At 71.8% G+C, this 23,177-nt stretch carries 18 protein-coding genes; 7 read left to right on the top strand and 11 right to left on the bottom strand.

What is annotated here, in order from left to right; genetic code table 11:
• Window positions 1-44: 44 nt before the first annotated feature.
• A complete protein-coding gene (locus tag WMF33_RS31275; RefSeq protein ID WP_437332044.1) occupies window positions 45-5,078 on the top strand; it encodes a protein kinase domain-containing protein in 5,034 nt (1,677 codons plus the stop codon).
• A 72-nt stretch (window positions 5,079-5,150) separates the two neighbouring features.
• Here the strand turns inward: WMF33_RS31275 and WMF33_RS31270 are convergent, their stop codons facing one another.
• Entirely contained in the window at window positions 5,151-6,269 is a 1,119-nt protein-coding gene (locus WMF33_RS31270) for a hypothetical protein (protein ID WP_437332043.1), read from the bottom strand.
• A gap of 244 nt (window positions 6,270-6,513) precedes the next feature.
• Here WMF33_RS31270 and WMF33_RS31265 point away from each other — a divergent pair, with 244 nt between their 5' ends.
• On the top strand, window positions 6,514-7,356 hold the full coding sequence (locus WMF33_RS31265) for a hypothetical protein (RefSeq protein WP_437332042.1): 843 nt from the start codon (window positions 6,514-6,516) through the stop codon (window positions 7,354-7,356).
• Window positions 7,357-7,654: 298 nt separating this feature from the next.
• Here WMF33_RS31265 and WMF33_RS31260 read toward each other — a convergent pair whose 3' ends face one another.
• Complete coding sequence (locus WMF33_RS31260; protein WP_437332041.1) at window positions 7,655-8,374, bottom strand: YbhB/YbcL family Raf kinase inhibitor-like protein; 720 nt, start codon at window positions 8,372-8,374, stop codon at window positions 7,655-7,657.
• A gap of 390 nt (window positions 8,375-8,764) precedes the next feature.
• Window positions 8,765-9,628 carry a helix-turn-helix domain-containing protein gene (locus WMF33_RS31255; protein WP_437332040.1) on the bottom strand — a complete coding sequence of 288 codons (864 nt, stop codon included), beginning with the start codon at window positions 9,626-9,628 and terminating at the stop codon, window positions 8,765-8,767.
• Window positions 9,629-9,708: 80 nt separating this feature from the next.
• Between WMF33_RS31255 and WMF33_RS31250 the strand changes: the two genes are divergently transcribed.
• Window positions 9,709-10,704, top strand: coding sequence for a quinone oxidoreductase family protein (locus WMF33_RS31250; RefSeq protein ID WP_437332039.1), 996 nt, complete (start codon window positions 9,709-9,711; stop codon window positions 10,702-10,704).
• Between the two features lie 131 nt (window positions 10,705-10,835).
• Here the strand turns inward: WMF33_RS31250 and WMF33_RS31245 are convergent, their stop codons facing one another.
• The 3 genes from WMF33_RS31245 to WMF33_RS31235 all read right to left on the bottom strand — a co-directional run bounded on the left by WMF33_RS31245 (window position 10,836) and on the right by WMF33_RS31235 (window position 14,209).
• Entirely contained in the window at window positions 10,836-12,350 is a 1,515-nt protein-coding gene (locus WMF33_RS31245) for a trypsin-like peptidase domain-containing protein (protein ID WP_437332038.1), read from the bottom strand.
• A gap of 201 nt (window positions 12,351-12,551) precedes the next feature.
• Window positions 12,552-13,814, bottom strand: a complete 1,263-nt coding sequence (locus WMF33_RS31240; RefSeq protein ID WP_437332037.1) for an RNA polymerase sigma factor — start codon at window positions 13,812-13,814, stop codon at window positions 12,552-12,554.
• Window positions 13,811-14,209 (bottom strand): YciI family protein, encoded by a 399-nt coding sequence (locus WMF33_RS31235; RefSeq protein ID WP_061625379.1) that lies wholly within the window; start codon window positions 14,207-14,209, stop codon window positions 13,811-13,813. The genes WMF33_RS31240 and WMF33_RS31235 overlap by 4 nt, the downstream gene beginning before the upstream one ends.
• A gap of 623 nt (window positions 14,210-14,832) precedes the next feature.
• Here WMF33_RS31235 and WMF33_RS31230 point away from each other — a divergent pair.
• Both WMF33_RS31230 and WMF33_RS31225 read left to right on the top strand, forming a co-directional pair.
• Window positions 14,833-15,765, top strand: coding sequence for a DUF2935 domain-containing protein (locus WMF33_RS31230; RefSeq protein WP_437332036.1), 933 nt, complete (start codon window positions 14,833-14,835; stop codon window positions 15,763-15,765).
• Window positions 15,766-15,996: 231 nt separating this feature from the next.
• Window positions 15,997-16,851: a M55 family metallopeptidase gene (locus tag WMF33_RS31225; protein ID WP_437332035.1), complete on the top strand. Its 855-nt coding sequence runs from the start codon at window positions 15,997-15,999 to the stop codon at window positions 16,849-16,851.
• A gap of 131 nt (window positions 16,852-16,982) precedes the next feature.
• Here WMF33_RS31225 and WMF33_RS31220 read toward each other — a convergent pair whose 3' ends face one another.
• Both WMF33_RS31220 and WMF33_RS31215 read right to left on the bottom strand, forming a co-directional pair.
• On the bottom strand, window positions 16,983-17,858 hold the full coding sequence (locus WMF33_RS31220) for a haloalkane dehalogenase (protein ID WP_437332034.1): 876 nt from the start codon (window positions 17,856-17,858) through the stop codon (window positions 16,983-16,985).
• The gene (locus WMF33_RS31215; protein WP_437332033.1) at window positions 17,855-18,337 is read right to left on the bottom strand and encodes a hypothetical protein; all 483 of its coding nucleotides are present in this window, start codon (window positions 18,335-18,337) and stop codon (window positions 17,855-17,857) included. Before WMF33_RS31215 ends, WMF33_RS31220 begins: the two co-directional genes overlap by 4 nt.
• 605 nt (window positions 18,338-18,942) lie before the next feature.
• On the opposite strand from WMF33_RS31215, the gene WMF33_RS31210 reads away from it, so the two are divergent.
• Both WMF33_RS31210 and WMF33_RS31205 read left to right on the top strand, forming a co-directional pair.
• Window positions 18,943-19,314 (top strand): DUF4180 domain-containing protein, encoded by a 372-nt coding sequence (locus WMF33_RS31210; protein ID WP_437332032.1) that lies wholly within the window; start codon window positions 18,943-18,945, stop codon window positions 19,312-19,314.
• Between the two features lie 63 nt (window positions 19,315-19,377).
• The gene (locus WMF33_RS31205) at window positions 19,378-20,568 is read left to right on the top strand and encodes a hypothetical protein (protein WP_437332031.1); all 1,191 of its coding nucleotides are present in this window, start codon (window positions 19,378-19,380) and stop codon (window positions 20,566-20,568) included.
• Between the two features lie 28 nt (window positions 20,569-20,596).
• On the opposite strand, the gene WMF33_RS31200 is transcribed toward WMF33_RS31205, so the two are convergent.
• The 3 genes from WMF33_RS31200 to WMF33_RS31190 are packed head-to-tail and all read right to left on the bottom strand — an operon-like array spanning window position 20,597 to window position 23,164.
• On the bottom strand, window positions 20,597-21,478 hold the full coding sequence (locus WMF33_RS31200; protein ID WP_437332030.1) for a hypothetical protein: 882 nt from the start codon (window positions 21,476-21,478) through the stop codon (window positions 20,597-20,599).
• The gene (locus WMF33_RS31195) at window positions 21,465-22,874 is read right to left on the bottom strand and encodes an AAA family ATPase (protein ID WP_437332029.1); all 1,410 of its coding nucleotides are present in this window, start codon (window positions 22,872-22,874) and stop codon (window positions 21,465-21,467) included. Before WMF33_RS31195 ends, WMF33_RS31200 begins: the two co-directional genes overlap by 14 nt.
• Window positions 22,871-23,164 carry a hypothetical protein gene (locus WMF33_RS31190; RefSeq protein ID WP_437332028.1) on the bottom strand — a complete coding sequence of 98 codons (294 nt, stop codon included), beginning with the start codon at window positions 23,162-23,164 and terminating at the stop codon, window positions 22,871-22,873. The genes WMF33_RS31195 and WMF33_RS31190 overlap by 4 nt, the downstream gene beginning before the upstream one ends.
• Between the last annotated feature and the right edge of the window lie 13 nt (window positions 23,165-23,177).

Genomic DNA, 23,177 nt, shown 5'->3' with positions numbered 1-23,177 from the left:
TCGCGAGCACCCCCCGCCCCGGCAGAGCTCCTCACGCAGAGACAATGGCCCTACTCTCCCGATACACGCTCGATGAGCCGATTCACGAAGGCAGATCCGCCATCCTGTACAGGGGGCGCCGCAGCGCCGACGGCGTCCCGATCGTGGCCAAGGTCCTGAGGAGCGAGTACCCGGAGCCGCGGGAGATCGCCAAGCTGAGGCACGAGTTCGCCATCCTGAAGCAGCTCGTCCTGCCGGGCGTGGTGCGGGCCCACGCGCTCGAGAAGCACCACCACGGCGTGGCCCTCGTGCTCGAGGACACGGGGGGCCGGTCGCTGGCCCAGGTCATCGCCCGGGAGCGCCTCGGCCTGGAGGCGGTCCTCCGGATCGCCGTGTCGCTCGCGGACACGCTCGGCGAGGTGCACCAGCGCAACGTCATCCACAAGGACATCAAGCCTCACAACATCCTTGTTCGGACGGAGGAGCCGCTCTCGGTCAAGCTCGCCGATTTCGGCATCGCCACGCGCCTGTCGCAGGAGATCCAGCGCGCGCAGGCGCCCGACGCCCTCGAGGGCACGCTGCTCTACATGGCGCCGGAGCAGACCGGGCGGATGAACCGCGTCGTCGACCGCCGGACAGACCTGTACTCGCTCGGCGCCACGCTCTACGAGCTCCTGACCGGAAAACCGCCCTTCCCGGTCACGGACCCGCTGGAGCTCGTGCACAGCCACATCGCGAGGACGCCGCCGCCGCCGCGCGCGCTCGCGCCGGAGGTGCCCGAGGTGGTCTCGGACATCGTGATGAAGCTCCTGTCGAAGGCCGCGGAGGACCGCTACCAGAGCGCTCAGGGGCTCAAGCACGACCTCGCGGCGTGCCTCGAGAGGCTCGAGTCGACCGCGCGCGTCGCGCCGTTCTCGCTCGGCCAGCGGGACGCGTCGGGCGAGCTGCGCCTGTCGCAGAAGCTCTATGGCCGCGACGCGGAGCTCGCGACGCTCGCGTCCGCCGCCCTGCGGGCCGCCGCGGGCGCGGCCGAGCTCGTCCTGATCTCGGGGCACGCCGGCGTCGGCAAATCGGCGCTCGTGGGCGAGCTGCCCAGGGTCCTCACCGGCGAGCGGCGCTCGTTCCTCCTCGCCGCCGGCAAGTTCGAGGAGCTCTCGCGCGGCACGCCGTATGTCGGCGTCGCGCGCGTGCTCCAGGACGTCGTGCGGCAGATCCTGGCGGAGCCGGCGGAGGCGCTCGCGCGGCAGCGGGCGGCGCTGCTGCGCGCCGTCGGCCAGGGCGGTCAGGTGCTCGTCGACCTCGTCCCGGAGCTCGGGCTCCTGCTCGGTCCCCAGCCGCCGGTCCCGGAGCTCGGCCCGACCGAGGCGCAGAACCGCTTCGCGCTCGTCGTGCAGCGCTTCTTCCACGCGCTCACCGCCGAGCGGCCGCTCTGCCTGTTCCTCGACGACCTGCAGTGGGCCGACCCGGCCTCGCTCAAGCTGCTCCCGCTCCTCCTCGCGGGTACGGCCAGCGGCCCCTCGGAGGGGGACGGCGGGCACCTGCTCGTCATCGGCGCGACCCGCGCCGGCGAGGTCGACGCGGCGCACCCGCTCGCGACGGCGCTCGACGCGCTGAGGGAGGCGGGCGGCGCCGTGCGCGCGATCGAGCTCGGCCCGCTGCCGCTCTCCGATGTCACCCGGCTCATCGCCGACACCCTCGCCTGCGGCGAGGAGCGGGCCGCGCCGCTCGCCGAGCTCGTCTTCGAGCGGACCGGGGGCAACCCGTTCTTCCTGAGCCAGGTGCTGCTCGCGCTGCACGAGGCGGGAGAGCTCGCCTTCGACGAGCGCGAGGGCGCCTTCTCCTGGGACCTCGATCGCATCCGGGAGCGCGGCCTCGCGCGCGACGTCGTGGCGCTCATGGCGAGCAAGATCGAGCGGCTCGCGCCCGAGACGCAGCGCGCGCTGAAGCTCGCCGCCTGCGTGGGCCACGAGTTCACGCTGAAGCTGCTCGCGACGCTGCACGGGAAGTCCCCGGTCGAGACGGGCCGCGATCTCTGGGGAGCGCTGCGCGAGGGGCTCGTCCTGCCGCGGGATCCCGAGTACCGCCTCCTCTACGACGACAGCACCGCGGCGTCGTTCGACGTCTCGTACCGGTTCCTGCACGACCGGATCCACCAGGCCGCGTACGCGCTCATCGAGGGCGATCTCCGGGAGGAGGCGCACCTCACGATCGGGCGCCTCTTGCTGGCGAGCGGCGACCGCGAGGTCGACGAGGACCACCTGTTCGCCGCCCTGCGCCACCTGAACCTCGTCGCGGCGCGGCTCGACGCGCCGCACGAGCGGCGGCGCCTCGCGGCCTGGAACCTGACGGCGGGGCGGAAGGCCAAGGCGGCGACCGCGTACCAGGCGGCGGCCGCGTACCTGCGCGCCGGGATCGCGGCGCTGGGGGAGGCGGGCTGGGAGGCTCAGCCCGACCTCGCGTTCGCGCTCCGGCTGGAGCGGGCCGAGTGCGAGTACCTCGCCGGCGATCACGGCGCGTCGGAGCGCCTGTTCGAGGAGCTCCTGCCGCGCGCGGGGTCCCGCGTCGAGCGGGCGCGCGTGCTCAGGCTCCGCGCGGTCCTCTACCTCACCTCGAGCCGGTTCGCGGACGCCGTGAGCGCCGGGGTCGAGGCCCTCGCGCTCTTCGGCATCGACGTGCCGAACGGCGAGGCCGCGCTCGGGGCCGCGTTCGCCGCGGGCCTCGAGGAGGTGAGCCGGAACCTGGCCGGCCGCAGCCCCAGCGACCTGGCCGCCGCGCCGGAGATGACCGATCCGGACGCGCGCGCCGCCTGCGAGATCCTCTCGACCCTGATCCAGCCGGGGCCCCTCATCGGCCCCGTCCTCTACGGGTTCCTCAACGTCACGCAGATCAACCTGTTCCTGAAGCACGGCCACACCGAGCTGTCGGCGTACGGCGCCGTCTCCTTCGGGTTCATGCTGGCGATGGTCCTGGACCGGCATGACGAGGCCCGCGCGTTCAGCGAGCTCGGCCTGGCGCTCCAGGAGCGCTTCAGGAACGACGGCCTCGCGTGCAAGCTGAACGAGCTCATCGGCGTCTTCAGCCACTTCTTCCGGCCCGTCCGCGCGTCGCTCGCCTACCTCGATCGGGCGCAGCAGGCCGGCCTCGAGTCCGGAGACTTCCTCTACCTCTCGTACGCGCTCTTCCATGCGGTCGCGATCCGGCTCTGCGCGGGCGACGAGCTCGGGGCGGTGCGCGCGGACGCGGGCAGGGGCGTCGAGCTCACGCGGCGCACGCAGGTCGCCATCTGCGAGGCCGGGCTGCTCCTCGTGAAGCAGGCGGCCGCGAGCCTCGCCGGGGGCACCGAGGGGCCGCTGAGCCTGAACGGCGACGGCTTCGACGAGGCCGCCTTCGTCGAGGCGCACCGGGGGCCGGACGCCGAGTTCATCGCCTGCGCCTATTACCTGCTCAAGGCCGAGCTCGCGTACTTGCACGAGGAGCACGCGGCCGCGCTCGCGATGGCCGCGGAGGCCGAGGCGCGGAGCGCGAGCGGCAACAACCTCTACCTCCTCACCGAGCTCTCGTTCTACACGTGCCTCGCGACGCTCGCGGCGGGCGCACCCCCCGAGGCGGCCGCGCCGGCCGAGGCGCTCGCGCGCCACCGCGCGAAGCTCGCGGCGTGGGCCGAGCGCTGCCCCGAGAACTTCCAGCACAAGCACGCGCTCGTCCGCGCCGAGGCGGCGCGCGCGTCGGGCGAGGGCCTCGACGCCGCGCTGCCGCTCTACGACGAGGCGATCGAGGCGGCCCGGCAGAACGGCTTCGCGCACCACGCGGCGCTCGCGAGCGAGCTGTGCGCGAGGCTCCTGCTCGAGCGAGGCAGGCCGAAGCTCGCGCGCGTCTACATGACCGACGCCTACTACGGCTACCTCCAGTGGGGCGCGACGGCCAAGGCGGCGCGGCTCGCGCAGCGCCACGCGCACCTCCTCCTGTCGGGCGAGCCGGCGGCGCGCTTCGTCCCGTCGGCCACCGTCTCCAGCTCGTCCAGCAGCACCGGGGGGCTCGGCTTCGACGCCCTCTCCGTCCTCCGCGCGGCCCAGGCCATCTCGGGCGAGATCGTCCTCGACCGGCTGCTCGCGCGGCTCGTCGAGATCCTCGTCGAGAACACCGGCGCGCAGCGCGGGATCCTGCTCCTCCAGCAGGGGGGCGCGCTGCGCGTCGAGGCGGTGATCGCGGTGGCTCCGGAGGAGCGGGCGTTCGGCCCCGACGCGGCGGCGCGCGTGGGCGACGCGCTGGCCATGAGCGTCGCGCGCCACGTCCAGCGGACCCGGGAGCCGGTCATCACGGGGTACGCCGCCGCCGGGCGGCGCTTCGCCGACGACCCCCACATCGCCGCGAGGCGGCCGAGGTCGATCCTCTGCCTGCCACTCGCGCACCAGGGCCGCCTCACGGGGGTGCTCTACCTGGAGCACGGCGCGCTCGGCGACGCGTTCTCGCCGGCGCGGCTGGAGATCCTCCGGGCGCTCTCGTCGCAGGCGGCGAGCGCCATCGAGAACGCGCAGCTCTATGCCCGCGTGGAGGCGATGCGCGAGGAGCTCCAGCGCTCGAACGCGTCGCTCGCGCGGGAGGTCGCGTCCCAGACCGAGCAGCTCCGCGCGGCCAACGAGCAGCTCACGCGCGAGCTCGCGGAGCGCGAGCGGGCCGAGCGCGAGCGGGCCGCGCTCCAGGACGAGGTGCTGCGCGCGCACAGGGCCAGGCTGCTCGAGCTGTCGAGCCCGATCATCCCGATCACCGACAGGATCCTGGTCATGCCGCTCATCGGCCAGATGGATGCAGAGCGCGCGGAGCAGATGCTCTCGACGGCGCTCGAGGGCGCGGCGGCGCATCGGGCCGAGGTGGTGATCATCGACATCACGGGGATCCGAGCGGTCGACACGGGCGTCGCGAGCACGTTGCTCAGGGCGGCGGGGGCCCTCCGGCTGCTCGGCACCCGGGTCGTGCTCACCGGGGTGCGCGCCGAGGTGGCCCAGGCGCTCGTCGCGCTGGACATCGACCTCGGCGACCTCGTCACGATGGGGACGCTGCGGAGCGGCATCGCGTACGCGCTCCGCCGCCCGGGCGGCTAGCCTCGAGGGAGCGGTGGCCGCAGCGGCCTCGCGAACGCCGCGCGTCCCCTCGGCGCCGCCGAGGGCGCGGCCTCATGGCTGGGGGACGACCTCGTTCGTGGGGTTGCCGTCGATGTCCCCGACCACGTTGTTGGACCACTCAGCGTACGTGCACGTCGCGCACGACGTCGCGTACCCCCAGTGGCTCGGGCCGAAGACGTTGTTGCGCAGGATCATGTCCTCGCCGTTCTCGGGGTAGAAGTCGTAGGCGCCGAGCGAGACGAAGTTGTCGTGGACATCGTAGTTCTTCAGCGTCGAGCCATCGACGCTCTGGGTGAAGAGCACGGCGGTGATGGCTTGCCAGTAGTTCGGCACCTCGTTGCCCGTCGCGGCGTCGACGCCCGGCTCGAGTCGGTTGTGGCTGATCTCGAGCGGCCCGCTGCCCCCGTACGGGAAGACGCCGCCCGTATGCGCTAAAGAGGGGTCCTCCAGGTGCGCGATGTAGTTGTCGTGCAACCAGCTCTGCTCGATGATGGTGTTTTGGCCGCAAAGGCACATGCCACCGGTATTGGCCACGTCCACCCGGGTCAAGCGGATGGTGCACGTCGCGCAGGCGTTCACGGCATGCTCGGTGAGGGCGGCGTTCGTGCCTCCGAGGCCGACCGGCTCGGGGCGAATGGTGGTATCGCTGATGTTCAGCGTGAGCGGCGCGGACTCGTCGGCGTTGACCAGGATGCTGCGGTTCGTGGAGCCGGGCGGCGGCGCGATGATCGAGTTGGTGATGTTGACCGTGCCGTGGCAGCCGGTGCCGATGTAAATGAACGCGTGGAAATACATGTGGTCCAGGTTGACGGTGCCGTCGCAATCATACAGATCCCACTCTTTGCTCTCGTCGTCGCTGGGCCACACCTCCGTGTACCCGGGCGGCACCGGGAGCTCGGGATCGGATTGGGCGTAGGGGCCCACGCCGGGGGCGCCGACGGTGAAGCGATCGGGGTAGCCCCTGGTGCTCGGCGCGCCGCCGCCTCCCGCTCCACCACCGCCTCCGCCGCTCGTGGCTCCGCCGCCGCTGCCTCCGGTGCCTGAAGACATGGACGAGGAGCTGGACGCCATCTCGCCGTCACCGCACCCTGCGAGGAGGGCGCTCAGCAAGACCACCCCCGGCAAGCTCGGTCCGAGGCCTGCTGCAGGACGATTGGCCGCTCTCTTCATGAGATCTCCTTCGCTCTCGGGGGCGTCGCGTCGCTCGTGACCGGAGATGAGGCCCGAGCGGTCCGCGGCCTGTTGCACGCCGGTTCTCACCCTCATGGGCCACGCAAACGACCGTCGGTGAACGTGCCGCGTATCGAGGGCGGCGTCGAGCGAATTCATGAACGCCCGGCGCCTCGCGGCGGATTCGGCTGGCGCCGGGGCATCGGGCGGGCGGAGCTAGCGCGTCCTGGCGTATGCTGCCGTCATGAGCTGGAAAGAGAGCTGTCGCTCCCGCCTCCGTGAGCACCTCGACGCGCGCGGCGATCTCGCCCCGCCGTGGGAGCGCTTCCCCGATTACGAGCGCCACACCCTCGGCTGGCGCATGGGCGCCGGGGAAGACTGGATGGGGATGTGGGGCGTCTTCCTCGAGCAGCTCGCCCCGGATCCCGAGACCCGCCTCGCTTACCTGCGGCGTCACCCGCCCGCTCCCATCAGCTGGGCAGACGCCGTTCACGAGGTCCTGTACCCCGCGGAGCCAGGCGACGGCGACGAAGACGACGGCGACGAAGATGACCCGAGCGCGGCGGCCGAGCGCCGCTCTGCGCTCCTGGAACAGGGCCTCATCGCGTCCGACGTCGCCTTCACCACCTGGCTCGGCCAGCAGCGAGGGCTGCGCTGGCCGTGGGAACGGCACCCCGTCCCCGAGGAGGCGGCCCGCTACGACACCCGCGAGCTCTGGTTCTGGTCGCGCCAGGTCGCCGAGCTCCGGAAAGGCCGCGGATGGGCGCCCCCCGCCGTGCCGGCGTCCTGGAGGGCGTGCGCGCGGGCGCTCGAGACCGGGGACGCAGGCGCGATCGACCCGCAGCGCGGGCTCCTGTCGCTCGCCCAGCTGCTCTGCGCCGGGCACGTCGAGGCGCCCTGGCAGCTCGGCCTGTCGCTCGCCGACTTCGCCGACTCCTTCGAGGACGACATGGGCTATGTCGACGCGTTCCGCCTGTGGGGAATGTCGGCTTTCGACGACGCCGAGCAGCTCCGCCGCTACCTCGAGGCCACGCGCGTGCCGGCCGCCTGGAGGGACTGGGTCGCGGAGCAGCTCCCTGTGGATTGAGCTGCGCTTGGCAATCGAACGGCACCGAGTCGCGCGATCCGCGCTGGCAGAGTCGTTCTATGCAGAGCGGATAGCGCGCTGCGCTCAACAGATCGTGCCGATCCAGGGCACGGCGTCGTGCACGGCGCCCACCTCGGCGCCGCGCGCGACGCGTTGACCCGCGCGTCGACCCGCGAGCCGAGCGCGGCGGCGCGCCGTGGAAGCGCGCCGCCGTCCGTCGATTCGAGGAGTTCGAAACAGCGGTCCGGTGATCCCGAGGATCCGGGCCTCGACGCGCGTCGAGGCCCGCTGTCGCTCGTCAGGGCGGGGAGGCGTTGGACGTGCCGGTGAGCTTCGCCTTCGCCAGGTTGTTCGCCTCGAGCTTGGTCTCCGCGTCCTTGACCGCGGCGGTGCTCGTGCCCGCGATCGTTATCGACTCCTCCCCGAGCGCGTAGATGGTGAACTCGTAGGTGTCGGTGTTGGCGCTCCCGCCGCCGAAATTCGGGCAAGGCCCGAGGTAGTTGCTGTTCTGCTTGGCGCCGATCGACGCCGCGTCCTTGAACTCCTCGGGCAGCGAGGTGACGTTGGCGGGAATGTTGTAGATGACCCAGTGATAGCCGTTCATGTTCGGCGGCGTCTTATGCGCCAGGGTGACGTCGATGAAGGTGATGGCGTAGCTCTTCGTGCCCGGAGGCCCCGCGGTCCAGTTGAGCTCCGGCAGGAGGCTGCCGTTGAAGCCGGCCGCCGCGCAGGTGTACTTGTCGGCGAACTCGGCGCCTTCCTCGTGATTGGGGCTCGTGAGCTTGAATTCGGCGGAGGACTCGCCGCCGCCGCCGCCTGCGTTCGCGCCGCCCGCGTCGCCGCCGCCGCCGCCGTCGCCAGCGCCGCCCGCGCCGCCGGTCCCCGTCGTCGCCGCCGTGGTCGTGGAGCTCGCCGAGGCCGTGCTGCTGGTGCTCCCGGGGCCGCTCGTGGTCCCGGTGCTCGTCGCGGAGCCCCCGCCGTCGCCCGACGGCCCGGAGTCATCGTCGGAGCAGTTCAACGTTGCGAGCGGCACGCTTGTGAGGATGAGAATTCCTATGCTGCGAGTGAGCCTATCCGTGATGGTTCGCATGCGGGGGATGATGTCACGTCCAGGTTTCCCTCGCGATGGCAGTCGCTTCGCTCCACGAAAAAAAGAATCTCAATTCAGTGGCACATTTCCCGGGACTACGTCCGGTGTCGACACGCTTTATCTCTACAGCTCCGGCGCACCGTTTAGCGTTAACACGCTTCATCTCTACAGCTCCGGCGCACACGTCCTTGTGTCGGCACGCTTCATCTCTACAGCCCCGGCGCACACGTCTGGCGCCGGAGGAGATTTGCAGAGAGAGCCGTCGTCGCCGTGCGCCGCCCCGCCGTCGTCGCCGTGCGCCGCCCCTTCGTCGCGGCGTCAGAGGGCGACGAACCGGTCGCGGCAGATCAGCGGCCGGTACAGCGGCGCGATCAGGCTGGCCCCGGCCGCGCCCTGCAGCGCCGCGGGCGTCATGCCGGCGTACCGCCGCACGGCGCGGCACAGGTGGCTCTGATCGGCGAACCCGGCGTTGGCGCTCAGCGCGGCCCAGGACAGGCCCTCGTCGAAATGCTCCAGCGCGTGCTGGAAGCGCCGGATGCCCTTCATCTCGCGCAGCGTCACCCCGTGGTGGCGCTGCAGCAGCCGCTCCGACTGGCGCAGCGAGACGCCGAGCGCGCGGGCGAGGCCAGCCGCGTCCCGGTCGGCGAGCCGCGCGTCGCGCAGCGCGGGGGCCGGCGCCGCCGCGCGCGGCGGCAGCGCGGCCGCCCAGCGCCGCACCGAGAGCAGGCGGCCGTGCGGCGTGCCTTCGCGCCGCACGGCCGAGAGGAGCCCCGCCACGGGCGCCGCGCCGATGGCGTCGCGCAGATCGATGCGGCGGTCGACGAGGCTCCCGGCGTCGAGGCCGAACCACGCCGGGAGCACCCACGGCTCGAGCAGGACGATCACGGCGTGCAGCTCGGCGGGCAACCGGTAGCCGAACGGCCGCGTCGCGACCCCGGACAGCCAGACCGCGCCGCCCGCCCGGTCGTCGCGCTCGCTCTGGATCTCGCCGACCAGGCCGACGCTCAGGACCGCGTGCAGCGACGGCAGCGCGCGCGGCGCCGGCGGCCCCCACGACGCGACGCTCCCGGCCACGTCGACGAGCCCGGTGATCCCGGGCTGGCCGGCGCCGGCCGCGGCGTGCGCGAGCAGCGGCGACGCGCGGCGTTCGCGGGCGGCGGTGGCGAGCCTCGATGTCGACATCGTTCAATACGCGCCGGCCGCCGGTGGTCACCTTGCTCCGGCGCCGCGGACGTCGGCGCCGATCGTGAGGAGCGAAGCGCATGAAGGCAATCGGAATCCATCGCCACGGCGACGCCTCGCAGCTCGTGCCGCTGGAGCTGCCCGACCCGGCGCCGGGGCCGCACCAGGTGCGGGTGCGGGTGATCGCGTCGTCGATCAACCCGGCGGACGTGCGGGCGCGCTCGCCGTCGCCCGGGCCGCGCCGCATCGAGCGGCAGCTCCCGCTGGTGCTCGGCTACGACGTCTCCGGCGTGGTCGACGCGGTCGGCCCCGGCGTCGAGGGGTTCGCGGTCGGCGACGAGGTGTTCGGCTCGCCCAGCCTGTTCGGGCAGGGCGCGAACGCCGAGCTGGTCGTGGTCGACAGCCGCACCATCGCCCGCAAGCCGCCGGCCCTGTCGCACGAGGAGGCGGCGTGCCTGTCGCTGGCCGGCGTCACGGCCTGGGAGTGCCTCGCCCGCGCGCAGCCCGCGGCCGGCGCCGCGGTGCTGATCACCGCGGGCGCCGGCGGGGTGGGGCACCTGATGCTCCAGCTCGCGCGGCACCTCGGGCTGCGCGCCGTGGCGACGGCCAGCCGGCCCGCGTCGACGGCGCTGTGCCGCGAGCTCGGCGCCGCGGTCGTGCTCGATCACGCCACGCAGGACGTCGGGCAGGCCTGCCGGGATCTGACCGGCGGGGCGGGCGTCGCGGCGGCGTTCGACAACGCCGGCGGCAGCGCGCTGGATCAGGCGCTCGACGCGGTGGCCCCGATGGGCACGGTGGTGAGCATCGTGCCGACGCCGGCGCCGGTCGCGGATCGGCTCTTCCTGAAGGCGGCGTCGCTCGTCTATCACGTGATGGGGGCCGCCTCGATGTGGCGGCTCGACCCGCACGCGCAGGGCCGCGCGCTGGCCGCGGTCGCGGCGCTGGCGGCGCAAGGCCACGTCCGGCCGGTCGTCAGCGCGACCTACCCGGTGCGCGACCTCGCGCAGGCCCACCGCGCCATCGAGTCGGCGCGCACCGTGGGAAAGATCGCGATCCGCGTGGAAGACGGCTTCTGAGCCGCGGGACGCTTGCGAGCCCGAGCGCGGGGCCAGCGCTCCCGGCTCCCCGATCGGCTGATTAGTTAGCCAAACTTACTGATCTTGGCGGCGGGGGCAACGGCACGCGGAGAGGTGTCAGCGACGCCGGCTCAGTTCGGAGGCGGGATGAAGACGCCCGGACAGGGCTCGTCGCCGAAGACCCTCATGCCGAGCCGATACATCGTGATCTTCGGGTTGGGCGCCCAGTTCCAGCTGGCTCCGGCGTACGAGTAGTCGTTCGACTCATTGAAGTCCTGCCAGCTGGACGCGTGGAACGCGACGCGGAACTGCTCGGTGGTGCCCGAGGGCGCCAGCGTGACCTCCGGGATCGCCACATCGACATAGTGCGTCGCGTTCGCGCACCCGCCGCCGGGCACCTCATGGAAGGTCATCGCCGGCGTGGTCGAGCAGCCCCAGCACTCGGCCGCGAGCGTGCCAGGCGGCTCCTTGGTGAAGTAATACCGCACCGTCGTGTTCCAGAGGAGGAGGCTGTCGGCCCCGGTGTTGCGCACCTGGATCCCCGGCGTCACCCAGTTCGCCTGCGGCGTGTGCTCGTCGTACAGCACCTCCAGCCGGCAGTCCGCCGGGCAGGACGAGGTGCTCTCGCCGGTGCTGCAGACGCCGTCGCCGCAGGAGCAATCGGCCGCGCACGAGGCCGGGCTCTCGAGCGGGCCGCAGGCGCCGTCGCCGCACGAGCACACGTCGGACACCGTCATCTCGCACATGGCCTGGACCGCGAGGTGGGCGTAGGTCACGTCCTCGCCGCGGCACCCGTCGTCCGCGCACTGCTTCGGGCGCACGCAGGCGGCGCCGTTCGGGTCGGGCTCGAAATCCGCCGCGCCGCGCACCAGGATGCCCACGAGCTCGTGCGTGGCGAGGTCGAACACGCCCGAGCCCGAGTTGCCCACGAACGTGTCCAGGTTCGCGACGAAGAACTCGGGGTCGCTCGCATCGCGGATGTTGGCGCCGTCGGCCAGCTTGAGCGGCAACCCGCGGGGGAAGCCGTGCACGATGAGGTCGGTGTCCTCGTCCAGCGGCGCGCTCGACGCGCGCACGTCCGCGGGCTGCCGCCCCACGACCGGCCGGTCCAGGCGCACGACCGTGTAGTCCGCTCCGCTCGGGTCCCGGTACCACGTGAGGAAGTCCACGCAGCGGTAGAGGTCGTCGCTGGTGATCTGGTTGAGCTGGCCGGTGGAGGGGTTGATCGCGTAATCGAAGACGAAGCGGCTGTCGTTGCAGTTGTTGATGCAATGCCCGGCCGTCAGCACCAGGTCGTCGTCGATCAGCGTGCCGCTGCAGTCGGCGAGCGCCGGCTGGGTGGCGAAGCGCTCGTCGGGGCACACGTTGTCGCGCCCGATCCAGTTGGGCCCGGCGATCTGGATGTCGTTCGGGTCCGAGTCGTCGACCGCCGAGGTGGGGACCAGGGCCACGGTGAAATCCAGCACGCGCTGCGCCCACACGGGATCCGAGTACGTGAACGGCTCCTCCCGGTCGTCGTCACCGTAGATGACCTCGGAGCGGATCTCCCCTGTGGCCTCGTCATCGACATCGGCCGGCGTCCCGCAAGCCACGCCGGCCCCGGCGAACACGAGACCCGTGCAAGCGATCCATCGAAATATCTTCATGGCAAACTCCCGAGCTGCAATGTAAGGACATCGAATGCGCTCAAGCTTCGTAAGACACGAGAGCTGGTCAGCGTCGGACTCTAGTTTCCCGGTCGGCGCGGTCCCAATGGATAGTCGGCATGAGCCTCATGCACACCGTGCATCGGGTTTGCCCTCACGCCGGCGTAACCAACATCGTCCCCGCGGAGAGCCCGCGACTCGCTACTTCCGGGCGTCGCAGAGCCGCGCCGCCTGCGACAGGAGGTAGCTCTGCTCGGGGAGGTTCGTCGTGCGGCCGGCCGCCCTCCGGTAGTGCGCTATCGCGGCCTCGCGATCCCCGGCCCGCTCCAGGAGGTGCGCGCGGGCGGCGTCGAGGCGGTGATGGCCCTGGAGGCGCGGGTCGGCGTCGAGCGATCTCAGCAGCTCGAGCCCCGCCTCGGGGCCGCGCACCATGGCCGTCGCGATCGCGTGGCTGAGCGCCACCATGGGGTTGTCGGACATCCCGAGGAGCAGGTCGTACAGCGCCAGGATCTGCGGCCAGTCCGTGTCCTCGGCGCGCGCCGCCTCGTCGTGCACCGCCGCGATCGCGGCCTGCACCTGGTAAACGCCGATCGAGCCCCTGGACAGCGCCGCGGTCACGAGCGCGACGCCCTCGGCGATGGCCCCCTGATCCCACAGGCTCCGATCCTGGTCGGCGAGCGGGATCAGCTGGCCCTCGGGCCCGGTCCGCGCCGCGCGCCGCGCGTCGGTCAGGAGCATCAGCGCGAGCAGGCCCGCGACCTCGCCGTCGTCCGGCAGGAGCGCGCGCACGGCGCGCGTCAGGCGGATCGCCTCGCTCGACAGATCGTCGCGGTGCAGCGCGGGGCCGGAGCTCGTCGTGTAGCCCTCGTTGAAGATCAGATAGAGCACGTGCAGCACGGCGCCGAGCCGCGCCGAGCGCTCCTCCGACGTGGGCATCTGGAACGGCACGCCGGACGCCTTGATGGTCTGCTTGGCGCGGCTGATCCGCTGCGCCATGGTCGCCTCGGGGACCAGGAACGCCCTGGCGATCTCGGCCGTCGTCAGGCCGCCGACGGCGCGCAGGGTCAGCGCGATCGCGGAGGACGTCGACAGCGCGGGGTGGCAGCACATGAAGAGCAGGGCGAGCGTGTCGTCCTGCTCCACCGCCTCGTCGCTGTCGGCGGCGAGGGCGATCTGCTGCTCCGGCGGCACGAGGCTGACCACGAACGCCTCGCGGCGCCGGCGGGCGGCCTCGCTGCGGACGTGATCGGTGATGCGCCGCGACGCCACCTGGATCAGCCAGGCGCGCGGCTCGTCGGGCACGCCGTCGCGCGGCCACTGGGTGGCCGCCGCGACGAGCGCCTCCTGGACCGCGTCCTCGGCGGCGCCGAAGTCGCGGAATCGACGGAGGACGACGCCGAGCACCTGCGGCGCGAGGTCGCGCAGCAGGCGCTCGGCCCCGGTGTCCCGCGGCCGTGAGGTCAAGGCAGCTCTTGGGGGGGCGGCGCGCTCATCACCTCTCGCACCTCGATCGCCAGGTTGAGCGGCGCGCCGCCGGGGCCGGGCGCGGCGGACGCCTGGGCGGCGAGCTCGTAGGCGCGCTCGGGGCTGTCGACGTCCACGATCCAGTACCCGGCGAGGAACTCCTTGGTCTCCGGGAACACACCGTCGGTGATGGGCTTGCCGTCCTTGCCGGCGCGCACGAGCTTGGCCTGCTCGGGCCCCGCCAGGCCCTCGGCCGCCACGAGCTCCCCCGACGCGCTGAGCTGCTGGTGGAAGCGCTTCATGAAGGCGATGTGCGCCTGGAAGTCCTTCTGAGGCCAGCTGGCGACCTGGTAGGGACCGCCGTGCGGGGTGTGCATCATCATGATGTATTTCATGGCCGACTCCTTCTCATCGCGGGCGCCCCGGGGATCGGGGCGCGTTCATGGGGAGGTCGGAGCCGAAGGCGGGGTCTCGACATCCCGGGCGACGATAGCGAAGAAATTTTGGGACCGACACAGGGTCCAAGGTGGGTGAGTGTAGGTCTCGCGCCCGGCGGTGGGCGTTCGTCGGCGGCGCTCGCCGGGCCGCGATGCGGCCCTCGCGCTTGCGTGGACGACGTTATCGGCTCCGCCCGCGTCGTGCGACGGCGAGGGGCGAGCGACGGTACGTCCTCGAAGCGCGTCCGGGCTCTCCCGCGGACGGCGGGATGGGTGGTGTCGTGTGCTCGGCCGTCGCAGGTGCCCGGCGGATGAGGGGGTGTGTGCTCGGGCTTCGCAGGTTGTCGCCCGCCGGCCTCCCATCGCGGGCGGATTCCGCGGCCCTGCGCCCCCTCGCGGTCGCGGGCGGCGCCTCTCGAGGTGAGGCGCCTCTGCGTGGCGAATCCCGTCGCCGCGGGTCGACGCGCCCGGCGAGGCGCGCGCGTGGCGCCTCGCTCGCCGGGCCCGCTCCTCGGACCGGGCGCGGGACATGCACCCTCGCGCTCGGATTCTCACCGCTGATCGAACCTGGAGGAGCGTCGATGGAGAAGCGTGCTTTGCAAGGGAAACTTGGACGCAGGCAATTCGCGGGCAGGGCTGCGGCCACCGCCGGCATATCGCTGCTCGCCACACCGGGCCTCGCGCTCGGGGCGGGCAAGGGCGCAGACAGCGAGTCGGTCGGGCCGATCTCGCTCCCGGAAGGGGCCGCCTTCACGCCCGGCGTCGCCGTCGATCATCGCGCGAGGAAGCCGATCTACCTGCCGGGCGCGAACGCCGGCTACGCGGCGCACGCCGTCTCGGAGGTCCTCTTCTGGACGGACCAGCTGATGGAACACGGGATGTTCATCGCGCTGCTGATGCCCGGCGACCGCCTCCGCGGGCCGCGGAGCGAGGCGCGGCAGTTCCAGATGACCTTCGCCGGGCATTTCCTCTCGGCCCGCGACCGCGGCTATCGCGATGACGGGCTCTCCTCGCTCCTCCTCTCGACGCGGGCGGACGTGCTCCAGTTCATCGAGTACAAGCGCCGTATGCAGCGCGCGCAGGAGGCCGGCACCCTCAAGAGCCTCGTCTGGCCGCTCTTCTTCGACCACATCGCGCGCGAGGCCGAGCGCTTCGCCGACCGGCTCGCTCTGCTCGCGCAAGGCAGCGCCGCGCTCCAGAGCGACGAGGTGGCGGCGTTCTGGACGACGATCATGGCGGATCACCTCGAGTTCGTCGCGCACCTGCTCGACCCGCAGGAGCGCGCGCTCGTCGCCGACGCGAAGGCGCGCGCGGAGCAGCTGTACCAGACGCACGCGCACCGCGTCGGCAGCGGGCAGCTCGCGACGATGGCCGACGAGGTCATCGACTTCAAGACGGCCGCGGAGCACGGCATCGAGACGGGGCAGATCAAGAGCATCATCGATCCCTCGCTCGCCGATCACGTCCTGCGCGAGGCGGTGCGGTTCTCCGACGAGGTGCGGCGCGCCGGGTGAGGAGGCGCCCGCGGGCGGAGCCGCTCGGGGGGCCCGGAGAGCCGTCCTTTCAGGTCACCGCCGCTCTGCGGGAGATGACGTCGCTGCGCGGCCAGGTCCGGTCGCGCTCGGCCTACCGCGGGGCGGTCGAGCGCGGCCGCGGGTCTCTCGATGGGCCCGGCGTGGCCCATGCGCTCGGGCGGCGCTAGGCCCTCAGCGCGACCGCCGCGGCGGCGCGAGGAGGGGACGCGGATGTTCGTGCTGATCTCGATCGACCTGGAGGGATGCGCGGGGGTGGTGCATGTCGACCAGACGCGCCGGGGCGGCGGCGACTACGAGCGGGCCCGCGCGTGGATGAGCCGCGAGGCGAACGCCGCGGCGCTCGGCGCGTTCGAGGCGGGGGCCACGCGGGTCGTGGTCAACGACAGCCACGCGGACATGCGCAACCTCCTCTTCGAAGAGCTGGATCCCCGCGTCGAGGTGATCTCGGGCGCGCTGAAGCCGCTGTCGATGGTGCAGGGGATGGACGCGGGGCAGCCGGCCGCCGCGTTCTTCGTCGGCTATCACGGGGGCGCGGGGCTGCGCGCGAGCGTGCTCGACCACACCTATTACGGCGCGGTGGTGGGCGAGATCCGGCTGCACCCCGCGAGCGGAGCGGCGGACGATCCCGGGCTGTGGGTCGACGAGGCCGCCATCAACGCGCTCGTCCTGGGGGAGGCGGGGGTGCCCGTGGCGCTCGTCACGGGGGACGAGGCGGTGACCGCGCACGCGAGCGAGCGGTTCCCGGGGGTGACGACCGTGGCCGTGAAGTCGTCGATCACCCGCTACAGCGCTCGGTCGATCCACCCCGAGGAGGCGTGCCGGCGCATCCGGGCCGCGGCGAGCGAGGCGCTGCGGGGGCTCGCGCGCGTCAGGCCGTACACGCTCCCGCCGCCGATCGGCGTGACGTTCTCGCTGCTCACGACCGCGTACGCCGACGCGGCGGAGCTCGTGCCCGGGGTCGTGCGCCTGGACGCGCGCCGCGTGAGCTACGTCGCCCCGAGCGCGCGCGAGGTGCTCCGCGCCGTCCTCGCGATCACGAAGATCGCCGGGACGGTGGTGGTCTGAAGGAGCGGTGTCCACAGAAGGGCGGCGCTCGGCCGCGTCTGGCACGGCGATCCGGAGGAAAACCGCCGAGGCGCCGAGGACGCCAGGATGAGCATCTCTCGGTTCTCCTGGCATCCTGGCGGTCCATCTCCTCACGGTGGCAATGTCCTCGCCCAGTCGCCGATCGCCTCGGCGATCTCCGCGGGCGAGTCCTCCTGGACGTAGTGCGCGCCGCGCACCGTGACCTCGCGCTGGTTCGGCCACCGCCGGCACGCATCGCGCCGCGCGCCGATCAGGATGCGCCCCGGATCGGCGTTGATGAACAGCTTGGGAATCGTCGATGTCGCGAGCCAATCGGCGTATTTCTGTACCTCGACGCAGACCGGCGCGGGGTGGCCCTCGATGGGCAGCTGCCGCGGCCACGACAGGGTTGGACGGCGCGATTCTCCGGGCGTCCTGAACGGCCGGCGATACTCGTCGAGCTCGGCCTCGGTGAGCCCGCGCAGGACGCCCGACGGGAGGATCCGCTCGATGAACGCGTTCTCCTCGAGGATCAGGCGGTCACCCTCCGCGGAACGGAGCCGCTCGAACAGCGCTCTCGACATCGGCGGCCAGGCGTCCCACGTCATGACGCCGACGATCGCCTCCATGTACGCGATGCCGCGCACGCGCTCGGGGTGCCGGCGCGCCCAGTCGAAGCCGAGCGCGGAGCCCCAGTCGTGCACCACGAGGATCGCGCGGCGGTCTGGCGCGAGCTCGTCGAGGAGCCCGTCGAGGAGCGCTCGGTGCTGGAAGAACGTGTACGAATCGGGGGTGCTCGGCACGAGCTTGTCCGAGTCGCCCATGCCGATGAGGTCGGGCGCGAAGCAGCGGAAGCCCGCCGAGAGCGGCGCGATGATGTTGCGCCACAGGAACGACGAGGTCGGATTGCCGTGAAGAAACACCATCAGCTCGCCCGCGCCGCGGTCGACGTACGCGAGCATGTGCCCGCTCACGCGGGCGCGCTTCTTTTCGCTCTGGGTGATCATGCGTCCTCCGGCGCTCGAACCGAGCGCTCGGAGCCGTTAGGGACCGCGTCGCTCCCGCGTGTGACCGAAAATCGACCGCTCGCCGGCGCGTCCGACAGCGAGCTCGCCGAGGCGATCATCGAGCGCACGCGCGCTGCGAAATCTTCTGTAAGTGCAAACTTCGGCTGCGCACGGAACAGCTCCAGCGAGCGCCGCATCTCGCGGATCTCGCCCTCGGCGCGGAGCACCTCGAGGCTCGTCCTTGTGGACGCCACGGCGTAGTTGAGCTGCGCCGGATTCACGCAGCGCCGCGCCACGTTCAGGTTGACCTGGTAGGCGCAGCGGCAGGGGTTCGCGGGATCCGCCACGCCGCAGTGCCTGGCCAGGAACGCATCGAGCGTCGCCCGCGCGCGCGAGAGGCGCTTGCGGAACGCGGCCTCGGAGATGCCGAGCACGTACGAGGCCTCGGCGGCCTCGAGCTCGCAGATGGCTCCGAGCACGAGGGCGATCCGACCGAGCTCTCGCCGCGGAACGTCGACAGCTGCGTCGCGATCAGCAGGAGGATCTCCTGCGTCGCGTCCCGGGCCGGCTCCGGGCGGCCGAGGAACCGCAGCGCGAGGCGGTACATCGGGTCCTGGAGCGCGCGCACGAGCTGATCGAGGGCGTCGGGGTCGCCGTCGCGCGCGCTGCGCGAGGGCATCCAGGGAGTCGGTGCGCGTGTCGAGGGGTCGCATCGCGGCGGTGAGGCTACTTCACGAGCGATCGCTCCGGCACGCGAACGCCCATCACCCGGGCGCGGCTTCGGATGGAACGCCGCGCGTGTCAGCGCGGGCTTGCCCGCTGCATCGATGTCTTTTGCCACATGCGAAGGACCTCGTCATCCCGTGGGGGTCGACGATGAAGGCCGGCGGCGCCGGCGAGGCCCACGCCCACGGCATGGCGGGGCTCTGGGCCGCATCGACGTTGAACGGCCCGTCCTCCGGCCCAGCGCGCGGCGTCTGTACAGCGAGCGCCTCCCGGGGTTACCCTGCGCGGGCCCAGCGGTCGTCGAAGCCGCTGGGCGCGCGGCGTCGAGGCCGCATGCGAGGCAGCGATGGAACTGACGTTGTCGAACGAGGGCGGTGTGACGTTCGTGGAAGGCGCGCCGGACCAGGCCTTCCTGTCGAGCGACCGCGACGTCAATCGCCTGCTCGAGGCCTGTTTCTCGGACGGCGTGCGGTGCGCCCTCCTCTACGCGGCGAACCTGCCGGCCGCCTTCTTCGACCTGAGCTCGCGGGAGGCCGGGGAGATCCTGCAGAAGCTAAGGAATTACTGGGTCCGGCTCGCCGTGGTGTGTCCGCCGGGGGGGCCGGGCTTCAGCAGCCGTTTCGGTGAGATGCTGGCCGAAGAGCGCCGCGGCCCGCATTTCGGGGTGTTCGAGACGCGCGACGCCGCCGTCGAATGGATTCGCCGGACGTCGGATGAAGAGCAGGTCTGACCCGCGGCGATGAATCCGGGCGGGCGTCGCGCGCGCCCGGATCATCGCGATGACCCTGACTCCATGCCGGTGTGGCCCATCGCCCCTTCACCGCCTCCGCAGCAGGCGGACGTGGACCGCGCGCTCGACGGCGCGACGGCGGCGTGGCTCGTCCAGGACGATGGCCGTCGCGCTCGCGTCCCTCGTTCGGGGATCGAGGCCCTCCGCCCGCTGCTTCGCCTGCGAGGGGAGGGGGCCCCGCGCAGCGAGGGCGCGGGGTCCGAAGAGCCCGCGCTGGCGCCGTTGACGCTGGAACTCGAGCGGCATGGGCGGCCGTCGGCCACGGTCCGCGTGGGCTCCGACCTGTCGATCCAGCTTGCGTGGGATCGACCCGCGCCCGTCGAGGCGCCCGCCGCGCTCCGCGCCTGGCTCGCCGGCCGCAGCGTGGCCCTGCGGCCGCCCTCGCCCGAGCGCGGCCATGCGCCCGCGGCCTCGGCCGCCGCAGGGGAAATCGCTCCTCCGGGGACGACCCTCGTCGCCGCAGCGTCATCGACCTACCGCCGCCTTTGCACGGATGGCGCGCGTGTCTTCGCCATCCAGGGCTGGACGCTCGTGCGCCTGCAGAAGGGCCAGCGCGCGCACGAGATCTGCCCGGTCTTCAGGCCGGACACGCCCATCGCGATCCGGGCCGGCGGGGTGCTCCTGCTCGAGCCGAGCGGCAGGCGCCGGCTCGTGACGGAGGACGGCGAGGCTCGGCCTGACCGGCGCCCGCTCTTTGGCCTGCCGGCGCTGCGCCTGCGCCGCGCGCTGCCGCGCTTCGTGGCGGCGCGAGATGCCGCGCTCGCCCGCCTCGTCCCGGACGACGCCGATCTCTTGCCGCTCGACCCGGGCCACGACGCCTGCGACGCGTACGAGACGTTCGGCGGCGCGTTGCCGGCCGCGCTGCGGCTGCGCTCGTTCTGGGGTTGCGACGTCGCGCGCGGGCTCCTGCACGAGGTGCCGGCGCGCGGCGCCCCCCGGCAGATCGCGCTCGGCGGCCGCCCTGCATGGCTGGGCGCGACCGGCACGGGCGTGCTCGTCGTGGTGGCGCGCGACGGGGGCGAGGTGGCCGTGCTCGCGGTCGATGCAGGCGCCCCGGCGCGCTCGCTGGGCGCGTTCCGCGGCCGCGCGGACGGCGTGCTCGCCGCGCTGTGCGTGGGCGGCGAGGCGTGGCTTCGGCTCGCGGCGCCGCCCGGCGGCGTCGTGGTGGCGCTGGAGGGCGCCGGGGGCGCGTGAGCCCGAGCCGAGGACGCGGCCGTCGGCGCTAGGGGACGGAGGTGAACTGGAGCCGCGCATACCGCAGCCCGAGGTGGCGCAGCTCGTCCTCGATCTTCCTCCGAAAGCCCGCGCACCGCGCCGGGGTCGCGATCAGCGCGCCGGTCCGGTCGGCGATCAGCGCGGCGTGGTCCTCGTCGTGCCCGTCGTCCGGGTGCGCGTAGTGCACGTCAATGCCGCTCCCGAGCTTCGCTGCCGGAAGCGCGCCCTGGATCCGCTCCGGAAGGGCGGCATGGACGAGGATCTTCTCGATGAAATTGAGCTCGTCGGCATCGCGCGGGAGCTTCTCGTGAACGTAGCGGTCGGTCGACCGGAGCTCCGTGCGCACATAGCGATAAAGCTCTGCTTTCTGGCCGTACTGAAGCGGCAAGATCGTGAATCCGCTGGCCGCCTCCCTCTGGATCTTCGCGCGCGGGATATCCGCGTTGAAGGGCGTGAGCAGGATCCCCTGGAACTTGATCATGCCCCTGCATGCGCCAGGGAGATGCGCCTCGATTTCCTCGCGGAGCCGGTCGCGGAGCGCCTTGATCTGGTCGATTCCGTGCTCCAGCTTGTGCCGGTCCGTGCCTTTCATCTCGATGATCGTGACGAGACAGCGCTCGCGTGAGGCGTACAGGACCAGGTAGTCCGGCCTCGCGACGCCGCGTCCGCGCATCAGCGGATCGCGCTCGCGATCGATGCCAAAGAGGACGCATACGCCTTCGTCCTTGATCTTGGAGCTGATGCCGAATTTCACCCTGCTCTCGGGAGGGACGCTGCGTCGCTCCTTCGCGCAGAAAATGAGCAGGTTCTCCAGGAACCCGAACCGCTTCCAGTCGAGCCTATCCTGCTTCTGAGCGAGGAGCGCGCGGGGCGTCTTACCTCTCGCCACGGCCGGCGCGCCCCGTCTCGCTGATCTCGAAGTACTTCTGCTGGAGCGCCGAGGAGACGTCGCTCAGCGTGTCCCATCGGATGCCGTAGTCCTCGTCCTTGAGCGAGCGCAGCTCGTTGTCCCGCATCTCGTAGGCGCTCACCTTGTCCATCGGGACGAAGGCGCGCGGGTCGCCCAGGTAGAGCGACGCCGCCTGCCGCTCCAGGAGCTCCGGATTGGAGGTGTCGCCGGCGGCGAGGTTGTTCAGGTGCGACATGAAATACGGGCTGTGGGTCGTGAGCAGCACGTGCACCCCGAGGTTCACGAGGATGCCGAGGATCTCGAGCAGCTTGGCCTGCGACTCCGGGTGCAGGTTCATCTCGGGCTCGTCGATGATGAGGAAGTCGTTCGGCTTGGCCCGGTAGCGCAGGTAGAGCAGGAGCGGCGTGAGCTGCTTGATGGACGAGGATGCGTTGTAGAGGTCGATGCTGAGGCCCTTCCTCACGTCGATCTGGATCTCTCGCCCTCCGAGCGCCGTCCTCCGGAACCTGGTCTTGTTCTTGTTCTGGATGCTCTCCTCAATGTTTGCGGCGAGCGCCCGGAAGGGTGCTCTGGCTGCCGCATCGTCGCCGCGCTCACCCTCGGAGAGCTCCATGTCCGCCAAGAATTCCAGGAAATCCTCGATGGGCTTCGGGTAGCGGATGTCCCCCTGCTCGCGCAGCAGGTCGAGCTGACGCTTCGAGACGCGGCGCTTGCCGAAGAGCGAGCGCTGCGCGTCCCGGAGGACGTTGTAGCGCCGGTTCGCGAGCATCTTGTAGGTCATGATGAAGGCGTTGCGCTCCGCCGGAAGCAGGAGCGGCTGCTGAAACAGGATCCCTACTGCGTAGTCTATGATAAGCGCGGCAAAGTATGTCGTTGGAACCGCGCCGTCGCTGTGGTCGGACTTCCCCTTTCGTCCCTTCCAGGGCGGTGCGCCGATGAGGATCTCCTCTCCACGCTTCGACACAGGTCCATCGCGATGATGCAGCGCGATCGCTTTTTCGATGGCGGCATCGAGCTCGCTCTGCGTGATCTCGACCTCGATCCGGCTCCTGGAGAACAGCTTGCCGCTCGAGTCCTGAAAGAAGCCGCTCAGGTCATCGCGGAAGGACGCAGCCACCGCCTGCAGATGCTCGTTCATCTGCTGGAGCAAGCCAGCGTCGACCTTGAAGGACAGACCGGCCGCCGACTTCTTCAACGGTACGATCTGGCTAAAGTTAATAGCTTCAAATGTCTCTATCTGAGCCTGCCAGAGCCCGTAGAGCGAGTAAGCCACATACGTCTTGTTCGAGTTGTTGGGCCCGATGATGACGGTGAGCGGGCGGAGATCCAGCTCGGTCTTCTTGATCGTCCCCAGGTTCGAGAACGTGATCCTCATCGCGCGCTCGCCGCCGTCGCCGGCTGCTCCTCGGTCAGGCACCGGGGCTTCCGGCACGCGACGGGCCGAGGACGCCGGAAGGGCCGCCCCATGCTCTCCAGGTGCTCGGGCTTGGACCACTTGCGGGCGGCGAAGCGCGGCATGAAGTCTCTCCGCTCGCCGAGCTCGATAGCGGACACATCGCGCTGTCCGCTATCCTCGGAGCTCGACAGGCCGGCCATGCGTCCGTACGCGGCGGAGAGCTCGCGGGCGGCGGTCAGGTGGGGGGGAGCGGGCAGGAAGTCGAGCATGGGTCGGCGCCGA

Origin of the sequence: Sorangium sp. So ce394 (assembly GCF_051474665.1) — a bacterium.
In the GTDB taxonomy this organism is placed as follows: Bacteria; Myxococcota_A; Polyangia; order Polyangiales; family Polyangiaceae; genus Sorangium; species Sorangium cellulosum_D.
Note: the sequence above shows the minus strand (reverse complement) of the source record. Positions and strands in the feature narration are given on the sequence as shown.

Excerpts from the sequence above, each read along its gene's own strand:
- WMF33_RS31235 (WP_061625379.1), bottom strand. The coding sequence starts at position 14,209 with ATGAAATACATCATGATGATGCACACCCCGCACGGCGGTCCCTACCAG.
- WMF33_RS31250 (WP_437332039.1), top strand. The coding sequence starts at position 9,709 with ATGAAGGCAATCGGAATCCATCGCCACGGCGACGCCTCGCAGCTCGTG.
- WMF33_RS31190 (WP_437332028.1), bottom strand. The coding sequence starts at position 23,164 with ATGCTCGACTTCCTGCCCGCTCCCCCCCACCTGACCGCCGCCCGCGAG.
- WMF33_RS31255 (WP_437332040.1), bottom strand. The coding sequence starts at position 9,628 with ATGTCGACATCGAGGCTCGCCACCGCCGCCCGCGAACGCCGCGCGTCG.
- WMF33_RS31230 (WP_437332036.1), top strand. The coding sequence starts at position 14,833 with ATGGAGAAGCGTGCTTTGCAAGGGAAACTTGGACGCAGGCAATTCGCG.
- WMF33_RS31225 (WP_437332035.1), top strand. The coding sequence starts at position 15,997 with ATGTTCGTGCTGATCTCGATCGACCTGGAGGGATGCGCGGGGGTGGTG.
- WMF33_RS31275 (WP_437332044.1), top strand. The coding sequence starts at position 45 with ATGGCCCTACTCTCCCGATACACGCTCGATGAGCCGATTCACGAAGGC.
- WMF33_RS31265 (WP_437332042.1), top strand. The coding sequence starts at position 6,514 with ATGAGCTGGAAAGAGAGCTGTCGCTCCCGCCTCCGTGAGCACCTCGAC.
- WMF33_RS31205 (WP_437332031.1), top strand. The coding sequence starts at position 19,378 with ATGCCGGTGTGGCCCATCGCCCCTTCACCGCCTCCGCAGCAGGCGGAC.
- WMF33_RS31270 (WP_437332043.1), bottom strand. The coding sequence starts at position 6,269 with ATGAAGAGAGCGGCCAATCGTCCTGCAGCAGGCCTCGGACCGAGCTTG.
- WMF33_RS31220 (WP_437332034.1), bottom strand. The coding sequence starts at position 17,858 with ATGATCACCCAGAGCGAAAAGAAGCGCGCCCGCGTGAGCGGGCACATG.
- WMF33_RS31245 (WP_437332038.1), bottom strand. The coding sequence starts at position 12,350 with ATGAAGATATTTCGATGGATCGCTTGCACGGGTCTCGTGTTCGCCGGG.
- WMF33_RS31195 (WP_437332029.1), bottom strand. The coding sequence starts at position 22,874 with ATGAGGATCACGTTCTCGAACCTGGGGACGATCAAGAAGACCGAGCTG.